Below are 16,230 nucleotides of genomic sequence, written 5' to 3' on the forward strand. Positions count from 1 at the left end.
CTCCACAGCCGGGGTAATTTTGGCCGCTACGCCCCCAGAGCGTCGAAAACCGGATTCGACGGTTGTCGGATTAGTCGAGGCTGAGGCCCGCGTGCCAGCGGTCGACGCCCGCCTCACGCTTGACTTCGTCCATCTTCGCGAGGAGGCGGACCGCGAGGCTGGCGGTCTCGGCCGCGCGCGATTCGCCTTCGGTGCGGAACTCGCCGGTGACGCGGTTCGCGTACACCGAGCAGACGGCCCCCGCGCGGAGGCCGTAGACGTTGGCGATGGTCAGGAGCGCCGCGGCCTCCATCTCGATGTTCTTCACGTTCGCCTCGCGGAGTTCCTCGACCAGCGAGTCGGAGCCGGCGGCGCGGAAGCCCTCGAAGCCGGGGCGACCCTGCCCCGCGTAGAAGGAGTCGGCGCTCATCGTGAGACCGACGTGGTAGTCGTAGCCGAGTCGTTCCGCGGCCGCGACGAGCGCCGAGACGACCTCGTGGTCGGCAACGGCGGGGTAGTCCTCGCGGACGTACTCCTTGGAGGTGCCCTCCTGTCGGACCGCGCCCGAGGTGATGACGAGGTCGCCCACGTCCATCTCGGGCTGAATCGCGCCGCAGGAGCCGACGCGGATGAAGGTGTCCGCGCCGACGCGGGCGAGTTCCTCCACGGCGATGGCCGCCGAGGGACTGCCGATACCCGTGGACGTGACCGAAATCGGCGTTCCGTCGTAGCTCCCGGTCGCCGTCCGGTACTCGCGGTGGAAGGCCTTCTCCTCGTGGTCGTCCCACAGCGCCGTCACCTTGTCCACGCGCTCGGGGTTCCCCGGGAGCAACACCGCGTCGGCGAGGTCCTCGGGACCGACTTCGAGGTGGTACTGGACCTCGTCGTTCGGGTCCTCACTGTCGTTCATGGCACTACTCGCGGGCCACCGATGGAAATTCTTGCGTTCTCCGAGGGGTCATCGCGGGCGTCGTCGCGTTTCCCGCCATCTCGCCCGCGAGACCGCGCCACGCCCGGTCGTCGGCGGGGTCGCCCTCGCGGAACGGCGGCGGGAGGTCGGCTCTCTCGTCGGCCGCAAACAGGTAGCCGAGTCCCGCGCCGACGTACCAGTCGACCAGCGACGGGGCGAGGTCAGCGTCCACGACGAGGTCGCCGCCGGTGTACCACTCCAGCGCCGCGTCGTCGTCGGCGTCGACGCCGGTCCGCCGCCAGCGCACGCCAGAGCCGCCGTCGCGGAACGCCGACACCGAGAGCGTCACGTCCGCCACCTCGGGGTCGGAGACGCGTTCGAACGAGAGGTTCGCGGGGGCGACGCCGTCGGCCCCGGCCTCGTAGTACGACAGCGCGTGGTCGATTTCGGCCTCGTAGGTCGCCCGCTCGCCGGGCGAGACGTTCGAGAGGTCGACGTGGACCGCGACGGTTCGCTCGCGGAAGGGCGTCTCCCGGTCGGCGGCGTCCGGTTCGGGGAGTCGCGTCGTCTGGATGCGCTCGGACAGCACGGGGAACGCGTCGGCGTCGTCGTGGGTCAGCCCGAGCAGGTGGCCGAACTCGTGTTTCAGAACCGTCTGGGTCGTCTCGTCGTCGTAGCCGGCGGCGACGACCACCGTGACCGGCTCCGTCGGCGCGGTCGGGTCGTCGCCGTCGAGAAGGGGCGCACAGCCGACCGCGTCCGCGCCGGCGTCGTCGCCGCAGCCGTCGATTCGCTCGACGACCGAGACGGTCACGTCCGGGTCCGAACTGTTCGGTCTCACGACGAACGCCGGGTCGTAGACGACCGCCGGCGCGTTCGCCCGCCAGTAGTCGACCGCCGATTCGACGAGCGAGGCGTAGTCGCGGCCGTCTGCGGGCGCGTCGACGCCGACGACGACGGGCGCGTGCCCCCACGGGTTGTCGGCGGTGTCGGCGGGGCGCGTCTCCGACGCCGACGACCCGGTTCCGCCGACGGCGGCCGAGACGGCTCCACCGTCGCCGTCGCTCGCGTCAGCCGACGGGGCACCGAGAGCGGCGTCTACGACCGGCGGTGACGGCGATGAGGACGCACACCCCGAAAGTGCCACGAGCAGGACGAGCGCGAGGGCGAGCGGGGCGGTTCCGCGGTCGGCGGCGGGCGACACGTTACTCGTCGGCGTCGCGCTTCGCCGCGGCGGCTTCCAGCGTGTCCAGCGAGATGGTGTTCGGGAGGAGTTCGCCCAGCGTGTACTCGGCCACGTCGTCGCCCCCGAGGTCGCAGACGACCGGGAGGTCCTCGTCGCAGAACTCCGCGAGCGTCTGGCGGCACATCCCGCAGGGGGTGACGCCGTCGCGCGCGCCCGAGGTGACGACGAGGCGGTCGAATTCGGTGTGACCGTTCTTCACAGCCTCCGCGACGGCGACTTCCTCGGCGTGGAGGCTGTTGGAGTAGTTCGCGTTCTCGATGTTGCAGCCGACGTAGACCTCGCCGTCGGCGGTCCTGAGCGCCGCTCCGACGGTGTACTCAGAGTAGGGAACGTAGGCGTTGTCGAGCGCTTCGCGGGCGCGTTCGACGAGTGCTTCGGGCATTGGGCGCTCATTCGCGTGGGGTGGCTTAGTTCGTTCGGCTCCCCGAGACTGTCGCCTCGGCCGGCAGACGCTGGCGACGACTCCGCGGGGCACCGCCAATCGCGTCGTCCCGCAAGCGACTATACGGCGCGGTCCTAACGCGGCGTCGTGAACGACACATCCGGCGGACGACGAATCCTGCTCCTCGTCGGCGCGAGCGTCGTGGCCATCTCGGGCATCCTCGGCCTCTTCATCGGTGAGAACGGCGGCCGAGTCGCCGCCGAGATATCGCTGTTCGGCGTCCTCTCGCTGCCGACCAGTCCCCTCGCCTTCAGCCTCTACGGGATGGTGCTCTCGGCCGCGCTCCTCGGGGTGCTGTTCGGACTCGTCGAGTACGCCTCGCGCGTGGAGAACGCGCGGTAAGACGGCGTCGCTCGCCGCGGACGCGAGGGCGTATCGACCGTGGAACCCCGACCGGAAGGCGGACCGTTTTTGCTCGTCGGGCCCCGACGGACCCGCATGGACGCGCCCTCGTCGACCTCGACCTCGGACGCCTCGGCCGGCGACGCCTCACCCGGCCCGCTCCCGGAAGAGACGGGCGGCAAGAACCGCAAGCGCGCCGCGCTGGCGACCGCGCCGTTCCTCGCCCTCGGACTGGCCGACGTGGTACTCATCCTCCTGCAAGGGCTCGAACCGCTCTGGGGCTTCGCCATCCTCCCGCCGATTCTGTTCTGTAGCGTGCTGACCTGGATCGTCTTCAGCACCGACTTCCTCGACGACCGGACCTGAGTCGGCCCCGGCTCAGCGCCGGGGATTCGGTTCAGCGCCGCAGATTCGTCGAGTACTTCGTCGGCGTCTCCTCGTCGTAGCCGAAGTCCTCGGCGGTCAGTTCGGGTTCGGCGTCCCCGGCGCTCGCGGGCGCGGCGGCCTTGAACCGCTCGCGGAGGCGCTCGGGCATCGAAAACGCCTCGCGGTCGAGTCGGAGCGCGATGGCGTCGCCGTCGGCTTCCCTGACCCGGTCGAGTCGCTGCCGCGGCCCCTCGGGGAGGTCCTCGGCGTCGACCGCCTCGAACCCGAACTGCGCGCAGTAGCCGTGGTCCGAGGTGAAGCCGTAGACGGTATCGAAGTCTTCGGCGGCGGCGCGGTCGACCAGTCGCTCGACGACGTGCGCGCCGACGCCCTGTCCGCGCCACCGCTCCGAGACGCCGACGCGGGTGAGTTCGCAGAACGGCTCGTCGGTCTTGTGGACCCGGATGCGCCCGAAGCCCGCCTTCTCGCCGGACTCCTCGTCGAGCGCGATGACGTAATCGCGGGACCGGAAGGAGCCGTCGTCGAGTCCGAGTTCCTCCAGCGAGTCGAGCAACCAGACCTCGTCTCGGTTCTTCGCGTCTCGGACGTACATGCCTACACCTAGCACACCGGCCGACAAAAACGCCTCGGGCCGGTACGGCGATTCCCGTCGCGTCCGTCGAACTCAACGAAAGAACAGTAAAGATTCATGGTTCCGGTCGCGGTAGCTCGGTTCATGGACGTACCCGACACCGACACCGTGGTGCACGAACCGGACCCGGCGTTCGTCGAGGACGCCAACGTCACCCGATTCATGCGGGCCTACGACATCGAGGACTACGACGAGCTCATCGAGCGGACGACGACCGAGGTTCCGGGCGTCGGTGCCTCGGGCGTCGAGTGGTTCTGGGACGAGCTCGTCGACTACCTCGACATCGACTTCTACGAGGAGTACGACGCCGTCCGCGACGACTCGGAGGGGCCGCAGTTCTCCAACTGGTACCCCGGCGGCGAGATAAACGTCGCCCACAACACCCTCGACCGCCACGCCGCGGTCGGCTCCGGAAACCGGAACCGCGTCGCCTGCATCTGGGAGGGCGAAGACGGCGAGGTCGTCCAGCGGACCTACCACGACCTCTACCGCGAGGCCAACCGCGTCGCCAACGTCCTCGAATCGTACGGCGTCGAGACCGGCGATACCGTCGGGCTCTACATGCCGATGGTCCCCGAGGTCATCTCTATCCTCTACGGCTGTTTCAAGGTCGGCGCGATAGCCGTCCCTATCTTCTCCGGCTTCGGCGTCGACGCCACCGCGACCCGCCTCGAAGACCCCGAGTGCTCGGTGCTTTTCACCGCCGACGGCTTCTACCGCCGCGGCTCTGAGGTCCGACTGAAACCGACCGCCGACGAGGCGATGGCGGAGGCCGGCTGCGTCGAGAACGTCGTCGTCTACCGGCGGTTCGGTGGCGAGGGCGAGACCGACGCCGGTGACGACGAAAACGCCGACATCGACGCCGACGTGCCGTGGACCGAGGGCCGCGACGAGTGGTGGGACGACACCGTCGGCGCGGCCGACCCCGAGTACGAAACCAAACGCCTGCCGTCGGACGCCGAGTCGATGCTGTTGTACTCCTCGGGGACGACCGGCAAGCCGAAAGGCATCGTCCACACCCACGCGGGCGTCCAGATGCAGACCGCGAAGGAGATTCACTTCGGCTTCGACCAGAAGCCCGAAGACCGCTTCTTCTGGGTCTCCGACATCGGCTGGATGATGGGCCCGTGGACGCTCATCGGGAACCACACCTTCGCCGGCACGGTCTTCATGTACGAGGGCGCGCCCGACTACCCGAACCCGGACCGCTTCTGGGAGATGATAGAGCGCCACCGCATCACCACCTTCGGCATCTCGCCGACGGCCATCCGCGCCCTGCGGAAGTACGGCGACGAGGAGGTCGAGAAACACGACCTGTCGAGCCTCCGGCTGCTCGGGTCGACCGGCGAGCCGTGGGACCCCGAGTCGTGGCAGTGGTTCTACGAACACGTCGGCGGCGGCGAGGCTCCCATCATCAACATCTCCGGCGGCACCGAAATCTGCGGCTGTTTCCTCATGCCGATGCCGACCCAACCGCTCAAACCCTGCTCGCTCGGCGGCCCCGGCCTCGGGATGGACATCGACATCGTGGACTCCTCGGGCGAGTCCGTCGCCGACAGCCACGAGCGGGGCTTCCTCGTCGCCCGCGACTCCTGCCCGTCGATGACAAAGAGCCTCTGGGAGGGCGACGACCGCTACCTCGACACCTACTGGTCGTCGTGGGACGACCTCTGGGACCACGGCGACTGGGCGCAGAAAGACGAAGACGGCTTCTGGTTCCTCCACGGCCGCGCCGACGACGCACTCAACGTGGCCGGCCGCAAGGTCGGCCCCGCCGAGGTCGAAGGCGCGCTCATCGAACACGACGCGGTGAATCAGGCCGCCGCTGTCGGCGTCCCCGACGACACCACCGGGACGGCCGTCGTCGCCTACGTCGTCCTCGAAGACGGTATCGACGAGAGCGACGACCTCCGCGAGGAGCTGCGGGGCGTCGTCGGCGACGAGTTGGGCAAGCCGTTCCGCCCACGGGAAATCCTGTTCGTCGACGAGTTCCCGAAGACGCAGTCGGGCAAAATCATCCGCCGCGCCATCGCCTCCATCTACGCGGGCGAGGACCTCGGCGACATGAGCAGTATCGAGAACCCCGAGGCGCTCGAAAAGATAGAAAACGCGTCCTGAGGCGGTTTTTTCCGCCTTCGTTCAGTCGGACAGCGCCGCGCCGACGCCGTCGTTCCACGCGTCGGCGGTGAAGTCGACCGCGTCGTTCCACGTGGCGACGACCGTCGTCACCGCGAGGTCGCCGGTCACGTTCACCATCGTCCGGATGCGGTCGAGGATGGGGTCGACGCCGGCGACGAGCCCGACGATTTCGAGCGGCAGGCCGAGTTGCGTCAAGACGAGCGTGAGCATGATGAGCCCCGACCCGGGCACGCCGGCGGTGCCGATGCTCGCCAGCACGGCCACCGCGACGACGGCGAACTGGTCGACCAGAGAGAGGTTCACGCCGACGATGTTCGCCGCGAAGATGGCCGCGACGCCCTGGTACATCGCCGTGCCGTCCATGTTGATGGTCGCGCCGAGCGGAAGCGTAAAGCCGTAGATGCGCTCTTCGATGCCGAGGTTCTCGTCCGCGTCGGACATCGTCACCGGAAGCGTCCCGGACGACGACCGGATGCTCAGCGCGGTCACCATCGCGTCGCGCGCACCGGAGAGGAACGCGACCGGCGACCGCCCCGCGACGCCGACGACGAACGCGCCGAGGTAGACGAGTCCGATGTGGACGACGGCCGCGAGGAGCATCGTTCCGATGAGGAGCGCGAACGGGAGAATTGCGTCCACGCCGGCGGTGCCGAAGACGTTGGCCATCAGCGCGAAGACGCCGAGAACGCCGAACTCCATCGCCCCCCAGACGACCTTGTACATCGCTTCCGCGCCGGCGTCAGCGAGGTCGAAGAACGTCTCGATGCCGCGTTTGACCTGCTCGTCGTCGGTCTCCTCCCACGCCAGCGTGAGACCGAGGCCGAAGACGACGACGAAGAAGATGGTCGGCAGCACGCCACCGTCGGCCATCGCGCCGACGGGGTTCGTCGGGACGACGTTGAGGACGACTTCGACGGCGTCGGGGGCCTCGGCGCTCTGTGCCTCGGCGCCGGCGAGCAGTTCTTCGAGCCCGCGGGAGCCGGGGGAGACGAGGTTGCTCACCCCGAGTCCGATGGCGACCGCAAACGCGGACGTGAGCGCGTACAGGCCCACGACCTGCGCGCCGACGCGCCCGAGCGACGACGGCGAGAGCTGTCTGACGCCCATCAGGAGCGTGAACACCACGATGGGGACGATGAGCATCTCCAGCAGTCGGACGAACAGGTCACCGACCGGTTTCAAGGCCGTCGCGGGTTCGCCGACGACGAGGCCAACGAGCGATCCGAGGACGAACGCGACCCCGATTCGGTAGACGATGCCGACCGAGCGATACCGGTTCCAGAGAGATACGATGCCAGACTGTGACATGTAACGTGTTTGCACTAACGATACAGCCTGACTATAAATATAGCGGTGAAAATCCCGAATTTAACACCGAGGTAGAATTCAATCTCAAATCCGAATTAATAGTTGGAGCGTTCGGTGACTTCTCTCCACCCTACGCGTCGTGGTCACCACACGTCGTCGGGCGCGAGCGCGACCGACTGGGGGACCCCGTCGCCGACGGCGAGCGCCGCTTCGACGGCCTCGTCGCCCGCGGGAATCCGAATCGTGCCGCCGGCCAAAAGCGGCGCGAGCACGCCGGCGACGACGGTTCCGGGGTGGGAAAGCGACGACCGGACCGCGACCGTGTCGCCCGCTTCGAGGTCGAAGTCGGAGACGACCTCGCGGGCCGCGTCGAGCAGGTCGCCGTGGGTGAACTCGCGGTCGTCAGCGGCGAGTCCCGGATCGTCAGAAGCGACGATTTCGGGGTGGACCGCGGGGTTCTCGCTCCAGACTTCCTGTTCCCAGTGGGTCGTCGCGGGCGAATTCGGCGGGCCGCCGAAGACGGCGAGTTTCTGGCCCGGCGGCAGATCTTCGAACTCGGATTCGCGTTCGACCGGAACGACGGTCGCCCGCGCCTCGAACCGCGGGTCGAACGCCGTCACCGCGCCGAGTTGGGCCGCCCCGAGGAACGTCAACAACGGTTCGGGGAGCGGCACCGGGTCGACCGCGACGCGAGCCCCCCTGCGGACGCCGAGGTAGCGGAGGACGTTCCCGGCCTTGTACGAGGTCGTGATGAGGTCGTGGTACGTGTAGGTCCGGCCGGGGCCGTCGACCCGGAGCGCGAGTCGGTCGCTCCGCCGGTCGCGGGCCATGAGGTCACCGATAACGTCCATGGCCGGTCGTAGGGAGTCGGCGCGAAAAAAGCCCCCGAGGCGTGCTCGCGGTTCGAGAACGCGGTGGGGAGTCCGGGCGAGCAGCGCCGAGACGACGCCGGCGCGACGACTCAGGGCGCGCCCGCGATGACGAACGTGCTCTCTTCGGGCCCGTTTCGGAGTTCGCGCGTGTCCTCCGGCGAGACGCGAACGGCGTCGCCGGGTTCGAGATCGAGTTTCTTGTCCTCGACGACGAGCGTAGCCCCGCCGGAGACGAGGTAGTACACTTCCTCGTGGCCCTGCTCGGCGTGGTCGTGGGGCTTGCCGGACCAGTCGGGGTCGGCCTCCAGCACGCTGAAGCCGAGCTCGACGCAGTCGAGTTCGTCTCGCAGGAAGTGGAGCCCGCCGCCGACCGCGTCTACGTCCTCGTAGTTCGCTTTCGTGTAGGACATCGGCCGAATCGACGGCCGCCACACACGAGAGCGTGGCGGTGTCGGAAATCGCTCACAGCGAGTTCTTCAGCTTCTGGAAGAGGCCCTCTTTGACCTCCTCGCCGCCGGCCTCGGCGAACTCCTTGAGCGCCTCGCGCTGCTCGCTGTTGAGGTCCTCGGGCGTGACGACGTGGACCTCGACGTGCAGGTCGCCGTGGCCCCGGCCGTCGAGGTGGGGCATCCCCGCGTCGGAGACGGTGAACGTCGACCCGCTTTGGGTGCCCGCGGGCACCTTCAGTTCCTCCTCGCCGTCGAGCGTCGGCACCTCGACGGTCGCGCCGAAGACGGCCTGCGGGAAGGAGATGGGATGGGTGTAGCGGAGGTCGTCGCCGTCGCGCTCGAACTCGTCGTGGTCGCGGACGTTGACCTCGACGAACAGGTCGCCGTTGGGACCGCCGTTCTCGCCGGGTTCGCCCTCGCCGCGGTAGCGGAGGCGCTGGCCGTCGCGGAAGCCGGCGGGGATGGTGATGGTCACGTCGCGAGTACGACGGACGCGGCCGCTCCCGCGGCACTCCGAACAGTCCTCGCTGTACGTCTCGCCCTCGCCGCCGCAGGCGCGACAGGTCGTCGTCTGCTGGACGCGGCCGAAGGGCGTCTGCTGGACCGTCGTCTGCTGGCCCGAGCCGTTACACTCCGAACAGGTGTTCACCTCTGCGTCGTCGGGGTGGCCCTCGCCGTCGCACTCGGGACAGACCTCGCGGCGGCGAATCGTCACGTCGCGCTCGACGCCGTGGTAGGCGTCTTCGAGGTCGATGGAGATGCGCTGGGCCACGTCGCGGCCCTGCTGGGGGCGGTTGCGCTGTTGGCCGCCCGCGCCGCCGTTGAACAGGTTGTTGAAGATGTCCTCGAAGCCGCCACCGCCGCCGCCCATGCCGCCGAACGGGTTGCCGCCGCCGCCGAAGGGATTGCTCTGTCCGCGGCCGCCGCCACCGCCGCCGCGTTTCTGGGACTGCTGGAAGCGCTCGTGGCCGACTTGGTCGTACATCTGCCGCTTCTCGTCGTCCGTGAGCACCTCCTTGGCCTTCTGGACCTTCTTGAACTTCTCCTCGGCGTCGTCCTCGTCGGAAACGTCGGGGTGGTACTTCGCGGCCTTCTTGCGGTACGCGTTCTTGATTTCGTCTTTCGAGGCGTCCCGCGAGACCCCGAGTACGTCGTAGAAGTCCTCGCTCATCAGTTGCTCTCTTGTAGCCGGTGAAGGTATTTGAAAAGTCCGTCTCTCGTATCGCGGCGAGCGCGAACGGGGTCAAACCGGGGGTTTCGCCCGGATTCGACCGCCGGCGTCGGGTCTCTCTGCGACCCGACCGTCCACCTGTGGTTAGTTGTCCTCGTCGTCCTCGTCGAAGTCCGCGTCGGCGTCGACGAAGTCCTCGGGGTCAGCGCCGCCGGGGCCGCCCGCAGCGCCCGCACCAGCGCCAGCGCCGCCGGGACCGCCGGCCTGCGCCTGCGCCTGCTGTTCGTACATGCGCTTGCCGATTTCCTGCAGTTCCTTCGAGAGCTCCTCGGTCACGTCTTCGAGTTCGTCCGTGGAGGCGTCGTCGTCGTCGAGCACCGCTTCCACGTCCTCGACGGCGGCCTCGATGTCGGCGCGGAGTTCGTCGTCGACGTTCTCCTCGTTCTCTTCGAGGAGCGTTTCCGCGCGCTGGACCGCGCCCTCGGCCTCGTTGCGGGCCTCGACGGCGCGGCGGCGCTCTTTGTCCTCTTCGGCGTGCTGTTCGGCCTCCTGCTGCATGCGGTCGATTTCCTCGTCGGAGAGGCCCGCCCCGCCCTCGATAGTGATGGACTCGGCGTTGCCGGAGCCTTTGTCCTCGGCGGAGACGTTGACGATGCCGTTTTCGTCGATGTTGAAGCCGACTTCGATCTGCGGCGTGCCCGCGGGGGCCGGCGGGATGCCGGAGAGCGTGAACTCACCGAGGAGTTCGTTGTCCTCGGCCATCTCGCGTTCGCCCTGGAAGACGCGGACCTGCACCGTCGTCTGGTTGTCGGCCGCGGTGGTGAATATCTTCGACTCCTCGGTCGGAATCGTCGTGTTCTTCTCGATGAGGCGCTCGAACAGGCCGCCTTTGACCTCGATACCGAGCGACAGCGGCGTCACGTCGAGGAGGACGATGTCGTCGACCTCGCCGCCGAGGACGCCGCCCTGGATGGCCGCGCCGAGCGCGACGGCCTCGTCGGGGTTGACGGATTTTTTCGGCTCGGAGCCGAGGAGTTCTTCGACCTTGTCGCGGACCTGCGGCATCCGGGTGGAGCCGCCGACGAGGATGACGTCGTCGATATCGCCTTTGTCGTAGCCGGCGTCTTCGAGCGCCTGCTCGGTCGGCTCGACCGTCCGGTCGATGAGGTCGGCGGTGAGCGACTCGAACTTCGCGCGGGTCAGGTCGTATTCGAGGTGGACCGGCCCGGAGTCGGTCGCCGTGATAAAGGGGAGATTGATGGTCGTCTCCTTGCGCGAGGAGAGCTCGATTTTGGCCTCCTCGGCCGCGTCCTTGAGACGCTGGAGCGCCTGTCGGTCCTCGCGGAGGTCGATACCGTGGTCGTTTTCGAACTCGGTGGCGAGCCAGTCGATGATGGCTTCGTCCCAGTCGTCGCCGCCGAGGTCGTTGTCCCCGTTGGTGGCGACCACTTCGTAGACGCCGCCGCCGAGGTCGAGGACGGACACGTCGAAGGTGCCGCCGCCGAGGTCGTAGACGAGCACGGTCTGGTTCGACTCGTCGTCGAGGCCGTAGGCCATCGACGCGGCGGTCGGCTCGTTGACGATGCGCTCGACGTCGAGACCCGCGATTTCTCCGGCGTCTTTCGTCGCCTGCCGCTGTTTGTCGTTGAAGTACGCGGGGACGGTGATGACGGCCTTCTGGAGTTCGTCGCCGAGGTAGTCCTCGGCGTCGCGCTTGATCTTCTGGAGAATCATCGCCGAAATCTGCTCCGGCGTGTACTCCTCGCCCTCGATGTCGACGGTGTAGCCGTCCTCGCCCATGTGGCGCTTGATGGACCGAATCGTGCGCTCGGGGTTCTGGATGGCCTGGTTCTTCGCCGGCTTGCCGACCAACCGCTCACCGTCGTCGGTGAACGCGACGACGGAGGGGGGGGTTCGGTCGCCTTCTGCGTTCACGATAATCTCCGGGTCGCCGCCCTCCATCACCGCGAACGCGCTGTTCGTGGTGCCGAGGTCGATACCCAGAATCTTGTTGCTCGCCATCTTGCCCGCAAATACCGTCTTTTGCCGGTTAAAGGTTACTAGATACTGCGACACACGGCGTGCACCAAGGTCGACGCTGTCTTGCGATTTTCTATTCTCACGTCGAAAGAGGTCGGTCGATTTATGTAGAACCGCCGACCGCGTCGCGGCGACGCTCCGAGCGTGGTCGCCCGGCGGCGGCCCGGCACCCGGCCGACCGACCGTGCGACCTCGTTGCTCTCAGTCCGTCGGCTGCGGGCGTTCGGTTCCGTCGGCCGAGTCGGACGCGTCAGCGCCGTTCGCCCGGAGCGACGACGCGTCGGCCCCGCCGAGGGCGTCGAGCACCGTCGAGAGCGTCCGCTCTCTGCCCTCGCTGGCGAAGAACTCGTGACCGCCGTCGTACGGGACGAGGTTCGCGGCCGGCGTCCGGTCGCCGATTGCGCGAACGTCCACGACCCGGTCCGAAAGCGAGACGAACACCACGTCGTCGGGGCGGAACGGCGGCAGCGACTCCTGTGCGCCGTGAATCATGCGGAGGAACGCGGGCGAGGCGTTGGCCGGCGCGTCGTCCAGTTCGGCGGCGAGTTTCAACTCGCCGAGGTCCGCGCGGGAGATGCCGGACGGAACGACGGGTTTGGTGGTCGGCAGTCGCCTGACGAGCGGGAACAGGAAGGCGGCGGGACCGGAGACCGCCGTCCCCCACCACGGGCTCAGAAAGACGTTTCGAACCGCGAGGTCGAGGTGGGCGGCGACGAGGCCGCCGGTGCTGTGGCTGAGCACGAGGTCGATGTCGCGGTCCACCGCGTACGCCCGCACCGGGCTCACGTACTGGGATTCGAACTCCCAGCCGTTCGTCGGGAGTTCGACGGCGTGGACGTGGTAGCCCTCGTAGGTGAGGCGGTCGAGGAGCCACTCGACGCTCCGGTGACCCGGCTTGTTGCCCCACCCGAGGACGAAAAGCAGGTCGTCGTCGCCGGGGTCGCCGTGTTGGGTGACGCGCACGGTCGGCCGCCGCCGACGGGAACGAAGTCGCATGGCGTAATGATAGCGAGGTGAGAACAAAAGTCCTCGCCGGGTCGGGGAGGCGAGACCGCCTCCGGCGACGGCGAGCGCCCGGGTGACGGCGCGCTATTCGCCCTTACTGACCGTGATTTGCGCGGCGCGGATGACCTTGTCGGCCATCTCGTAACCGGGTTGGAACACGTCGGCGACGGTGTCCGCCGGCTGGTCGCTGTCGACGCGCATCATCACCTCGTGGCGGTTCGGGTCCACGTCGGTCCCCGGTTCGGGGTCGATGACTTCGACGTTCTCGTCTTCGAGGATGCGGTCGAACTCCGTGAGCGTCGATTCGAGGCCGCCGCGGATGTCGGCGCCCTCGTCCTGGTCGAGCGCGCGAACGAGGTTGTCGCGGACGGTGACGACGCGCTCGACGAAGTCCTCGGTGGCGCGGTCTTTGATTTGGGACTGCCGCTTCTTCGCGCGCTTCTTGTAGTTCTGGAAGTCGGCCTGCGTGCGCTTGAGACGCGACTGGAGTTCCTCGGCCGTCGCTTCTGCCTCGTCGCGCTCGGCTTCGAGGTCGGCGACGCGGGTTTCGAGCGCCGCGACCTCGGCCGCGAGGTCGTCGTCGTACTCGGCGACGCGGTCGGCGACGGTCGGCCCGTCGCCCGTCGCGCCGGATTCCTCGGCCGCCGACTCGGCGCTCGACGCCTCGCCGTCGGCGTCCGTCGCCGCGTCTTCGGCCGTCTGCGCCGCTGCGTCGGATGCCGCGTCAGTCTCGGCGTCTGCGTTCGCGTCCGTGACCGACTCGGCAGGGTCGTCGCTCATGGGCGGGAGAAGTGTCCGACGCGGCTTAAACGTGTAGACTGCGGGTCGGCCGAAACGCTTCTCAGGACGGAGCGGTCGCGCGGGCCGAGACCCCCCGGGACCGACAGCCAGCGCCGCTTACTGGTACATCCCGAGCGGCCGGGCCTGCGTGCTCTCCTCGTCGGACTGCTGCATCCGCCGGGCCAACTGCTCTTTGGCCTGCCGTATCTCGGTGGCGCTGTTCACGAGGTCGTCCACGGGCACCTCTATGCCGACGAGCGGTTCGATGCCGTATTTGATGACGACGCGGGCGGCCTCGGGGTCCGGGAACTGCGGGTCAGACTCGACGACCAACGCGAGCGCCGGGCGGCCGACCGAGACGGCGTTGCTCAGGAGCGCGCCCGTCGGCCCCGAAACGAGGCCGGTCTCCGTCGGACGGTCGATACCGGCGGCTTCGAGCCGCGACGCCGCGCCGTCGGTGCCGACGCCGTAGAGCGCGGGCACGTCCTCGGACTTCTCGCGGGCGATGCCCGAGAGGAACACGGGGAGCACGTCGAGTTCCTCGAACCACGGGCCGAGGCAGGTGGCGAGTTCGGTCGCCGCCTCGGGCCGGATGGGGATGTCGCTCTGGAGGACGAGCAGGTCCCGCTCCGCGTCGGCGTAGAGCCTGACCGGCGGGTGCAACGCCGGGTCGTCCTCCATGTAGACCGCGACCTTCGGGACGCCCTCGCAGAACACGTTGGCGTAGTGGGTCATGTCGAACTCCGAGATCAGGTGGTCGGCAGCGATTTTGCCGACCAACCCCACGCCCGGCAGCCCTTCGACCAGCGTCGGCGACTCCAGTTCGTCGGTGAGTTCCTCCGCGAGGACGCGAATGCGTGCCATACGTGAACATGGTCGCCGGGGCGAGGTAAATCCGACGGGCGACTGTGCGGTCATCGGCCGACTACCCCGCCCCGGCGCGACTGCTTCGGCCGGTGGCGTCTCCCGGCGACGAGGCCTGCGACCCCGCCGGCGACTCCGAAACCGACAAGCGCGCCCGCGCGGAATCGAGTGCCATGAACCCGCTCCAGCGGTACGCGCCGCTCGTGGACGACGAGGAGGCTTTCTTCGCGGCCTGCGAGCGGCCGCTTCCCTCCGTCGTCCGCGTCAACACCATCAAGACGACGGTGGCGCGCGCCCGCGAGGCGCTCGACGACGAGGGCGTCGCCTACGAACCGACCGACTGGCATCCCGGCATCCTCAAACTCGAAGACAGCAGTCCGGGGACGAACTGGCCGTACTTCCACGGCTGGCTCCACGGCCAAGAGGAGGTGTCGGCACTCCCGGCTATCGCCCTCGACCCGCAACCGGGCGAGCGCGTCTGGGATACCTGCGCCGCGCCGGGGTCGAAGACGACCCAGATAGCCGCCATGATGGACGACGAAGGCGTCCTCGTCGGCAACGACAACAACCTCGGTCGGCTGTCGGCGCTCCGCCACAACGCCGAGCGCCTCGGCGTGACGAACCTCGTCGTGTCGAATCAGGACGCCCGCAACTTCTCGATGAAACCCTTCGGAGAGCGGACCCCCGAGAAGGACGGGTCGTTCGAGCAGTTCGACCGCGTCCTCGTCGACGCGCCGTGTTCCTGCGAGGGGACCTGTCGGAAGAACCCCGACGTGCTCGACGAGTGGACGATGAACCACGTCAAAAGCGTCGCCGGCATCCAGAAGGGAATCCTCCGGCGCGCCGTGCAGGTGACGAAAGCCGGCGGCACCGTCGTCTACTCCACCTGTACCTTCGCGCCCGAGGAGAACGAGGCCGTCCTCGACTTCGTCCTCGACCGCGAGGACTGCGAGGTGGTCGAATGGGACGTGCCCGACGGCTTCGAGACCGCGCCCGGCATCACCGAGTGGGAGGGCGACGAGTACGACCCCACGGTGGCGAAGGCCCGCCGCGTCTACCCGCACCACAACGACACGGGCGGCTTCTTCACCGCCAAACTGGAGGTGACCGCATGAGCGACGACACCGCCCCCGGCGAGAACTGGGGCCAGCAGTTCGACCGCCTGCCGCCGACGGCCGACGACCGCGTCGTCGAGGGGCGGCCCTCCCGCGAGGAGGTCATCGACTGGTGGGACGAGCGGTTCGGCGTCGACCCCGCGGTTTTTGACGGCTACACGTTCTGGGAGAAAGGCGCGGGCAAGATTTGGGCGTTCAACGGCGAGGTCGTCGACCCCATCGAAGTCGAGGGGCTCGGAATGCGCATCCTGCGGACCCGCCAGCGCCACTGGAAGCCCTCGACCAACGCGGTCCAGCGCTTCTGCGGCGACGCGACGAAGAACGTCGTCGAACTGCGTCCAGGCGAGGCGCAGGCGTTCGTCGACGGCCACGACCAACAGCTCGACCGATGGGAGGGCGACTGGGGCTACCTCACCGCCGCCCACGAAATCGCCGGCGAACTCGAACCCCTCGGCGTCGGCCTCTACCTCCACGGGGAGCTCCGCTCGACCGTCCCCAAGGGCCGGCAGGAAGACCTCGTCAAACCGGAATAGCCGGCAGCGACCGGGTC

Annotated in this window: 17 protein-coding genes; 5 read left to right on the forward strand and 12 right to left on the reverse strand. The window is 68.4% G+C overall.

Going from position 1 to position 16,230, the window contains the following annotated elements; genetic code table 11:
• Positions 1 to 70: 70 nt before the first annotated feature.
• From C458_RS07035 to cdd, 3 genes are read right to left on the reverse strand one after another with little or no spacing between them, the layout of a single operon-like run.
• Positions 71 to 889 carry a nucleoside phosphorylase gene (locus C458_RS07035; protein WP_008574373.1) on the reverse strand — a complete coding sequence of 273 codons (819 nt, stop codon included), beginning with the start codon at positions 887 to 889 and terminating at the stop codon, positions 71 to 73.
• A gap of 4 nt (positions 890 to 893) precedes the next feature.
• Entirely contained in the window at positions 894 to 2,093 is a 1,200-nt protein-coding gene (locus C458_RS07040) for a hypothetical protein (RefSeq protein ID WP_008574375.1), read from the reverse strand.
• 1 nt (position 2,094) lies between these two features.
• The gene (gene cdd / locus C458_RS07045) at positions 2,095 to 2,517 is read right to left on the reverse strand and encodes a cytidine deaminase (RefSeq protein ID WP_004041462.1); all 423 of its coding nucleotides are present in this window, start codon (positions 2,515 to 2,517) and stop codon (positions 2,095 to 2,097) included.
• A gap of 147 nt (positions 2,518 to 2,664) precedes the next feature.
• On the opposite strand from cdd, the gene C458_RS07050 reads away from it, so the two are divergent.
• Together C458_RS07050 and C458_RS07055 are read left to right on the forward strand one after the other, a co-directional pair.
• Complete coding sequence (locus tag C458_RS07050; protein ID WP_008574381.1) at positions 2,665 to 2,919, forward strand: hypothetical protein; 255 nt, start codon at positions 2,665 to 2,667, stop codon at positions 2,917 to 2,919.
• A 96-nt stretch (positions 2,920 to 3,015) separates the two neighbouring features.
• Positions 3,016 to 3,285 carry a hypothetical protein gene (locus C458_RS07055; protein ID WP_004063229.1) on the forward strand — a complete coding sequence of 90 codons (270 nt, stop codon included), beginning with the start codon at positions 3,016 to 3,018 and terminating at the stop codon, positions 3,283 to 3,285.
• Between the two features lie 31 nt (positions 3,286 to 3,316).
• Here C458_RS07055 and C458_RS07060 read toward each other — a convergent pair whose 3' ends face one another.
• Complete coding sequence (locus tag C458_RS07060) at positions 3,317 to 3,898, reverse strand: GNAT family N-acetyltransferase (RefSeq protein ID WP_008574385.1); 582 nt, start codon at positions 3,896 to 3,898, stop codon at positions 3,317 to 3,319.
• Between the two features lie 123 nt (positions 3,899 to 4,021).
• Here C458_RS07060 and C458_RS07065 point away from each other — a divergent pair, with 123 nt between their 5' ends.
• Positions 4,022 to 6,055, forward strand: coding sequence for an AMP-binding protein (locus tag C458_RS07065; RefSeq protein ID WP_049896955.1), 2,034 nt, complete (start codon positions 4,022 to 4,024; stop codon positions 6,053 to 6,055).
• Between the two features lie 21 nt (positions 6,056 to 6,076).
• On the opposite strand, the gene C458_RS07070 is transcribed toward C458_RS07065, so the two are convergent.
• From C458_RS07070 to C458_RS07105, 8 genes are all read right to left on the reverse strand, one after another.
• Positions 6,077 to 7,384, reverse strand: a complete 1,308-nt coding sequence (locus C458_RS07070) for a dicarboxylate/amino acid:cation symporter (protein ID WP_008574389.1) — start codon at positions 7,382 to 7,384, stop codon at positions 6,077 to 6,079.
• 143 nt (positions 7,385 to 7,527) lie between these two features.
• Positions 7,528 to 8,235: an AMP-binding protein gene (locus tag C458_RS07075; protein ID WP_008574391.1), complete on the reverse strand. Its 708-nt coding sequence runs from the start codon at positions 8,233 to 8,235 to the stop codon at positions 7,528 to 7,530.
• 110 nt (positions 8,236 to 8,345) lie between these two features.
• The gene (locus C458_RS07080; RefSeq protein ID WP_008574393.1) at positions 8,346 to 8,666 is read right to left on the reverse strand and encodes a cupin domain-containing protein; all 321 of its coding nucleotides are present in this window, start codon (positions 8,664 to 8,666) and stop codon (positions 8,346 to 8,348) included.
• Between the two features lie 52 nt (positions 8,667 to 8,718).
• Positions 8,719 to 9,876: a molecular chaperone DnaJ gene (gene dnaJ / locus C458_RS07085; protein ID WP_008574395.1), complete on the reverse strand. Its 1,158-nt coding sequence runs from the start codon at positions 9,874 to 9,876 to the stop codon at positions 8,719 to 8,721.
• A gap of 144 nt (positions 9,877 to 10,020) precedes the next feature.
• Complete coding sequence (dnaK, locus tag C458_RS07090) at positions 10,021 to 11,898, reverse strand: molecular chaperone DnaK (RefSeq protein ID WP_008574399.1); 1,878 nt, start codon at positions 11,896 to 11,898, stop codon at positions 10,021 to 10,023.
• A gap of 219 nt (positions 11,899 to 12,117) precedes the next feature.
• Positions 12,118 to 12,879: an alpha/beta hydrolase gene (locus C458_RS07095; protein WP_008574401.1), complete on the reverse strand. Its 762-nt coding sequence runs from the start codon at positions 12,877 to 12,879 to the stop codon at positions 12,118 to 12,120.
• A gap of 126 nt (positions 12,880 to 13,005) precedes the next feature.
• Positions 13,006 to 13,701, reverse strand: coding sequence for a nucleotide exchange factor GrpE (locus tag C458_RS07100; RefSeq protein WP_008574404.1), 696 nt, complete (start codon positions 13,699 to 13,701; stop codon positions 13,006 to 13,008).
• A 117-nt stretch (positions 13,702 to 13,818) separates the two neighbouring features.
• The gene (locus C458_RS07105; protein ID WP_008574406.1) at positions 13,819 to 14,565 is read right to left on the reverse strand and encodes a proteasome assembly chaperone family protein; all 747 of its coding nucleotides are present in this window, start codon (positions 14,563 to 14,565) and stop codon (positions 13,819 to 13,821) included.
• A 173-nt stretch (positions 14,566 to 14,738) separates the two neighbouring features.
• On the opposite strand from C458_RS07105, the gene C458_RS07110 reads away from it, so the two are divergent.
• Positions 14,739 to 15,680: an RsmB/NOP family class I SAM-dependent RNA methyltransferase gene (locus tag C458_RS07110; RefSeq protein WP_008574409.1), complete on the forward strand. Its 942-nt coding sequence runs from the start codon at positions 14,739 to 14,741 to the stop codon at positions 15,678 to 15,680.
• The gene (locus C458_RS07115; protein ID WP_008574411.1) at positions 15,677 to 16,213 is read left to right on the forward strand and encodes a hypothetical protein; all 537 of its coding nucleotides are present in this window, start codon (positions 15,677 to 15,679) and stop codon (positions 16,211 to 16,213) included. The genes C458_RS07110 and C458_RS07115 overlap by 4 nt, the downstream gene beginning before the upstream one ends.
• Positions 16,214 to 16,230 lie beyond the last annotated feature (17 nt).

Source organism: Haloferax sp. ATCC BAA-644 (genome assembly GCF_000336975.1).
GTDB classification, from domain to species: Archaea; Halobacteriota; Halobacteria; order Halobacteriales; family Haloferacaceae; genus Haloferax; species Haloferax volcanii.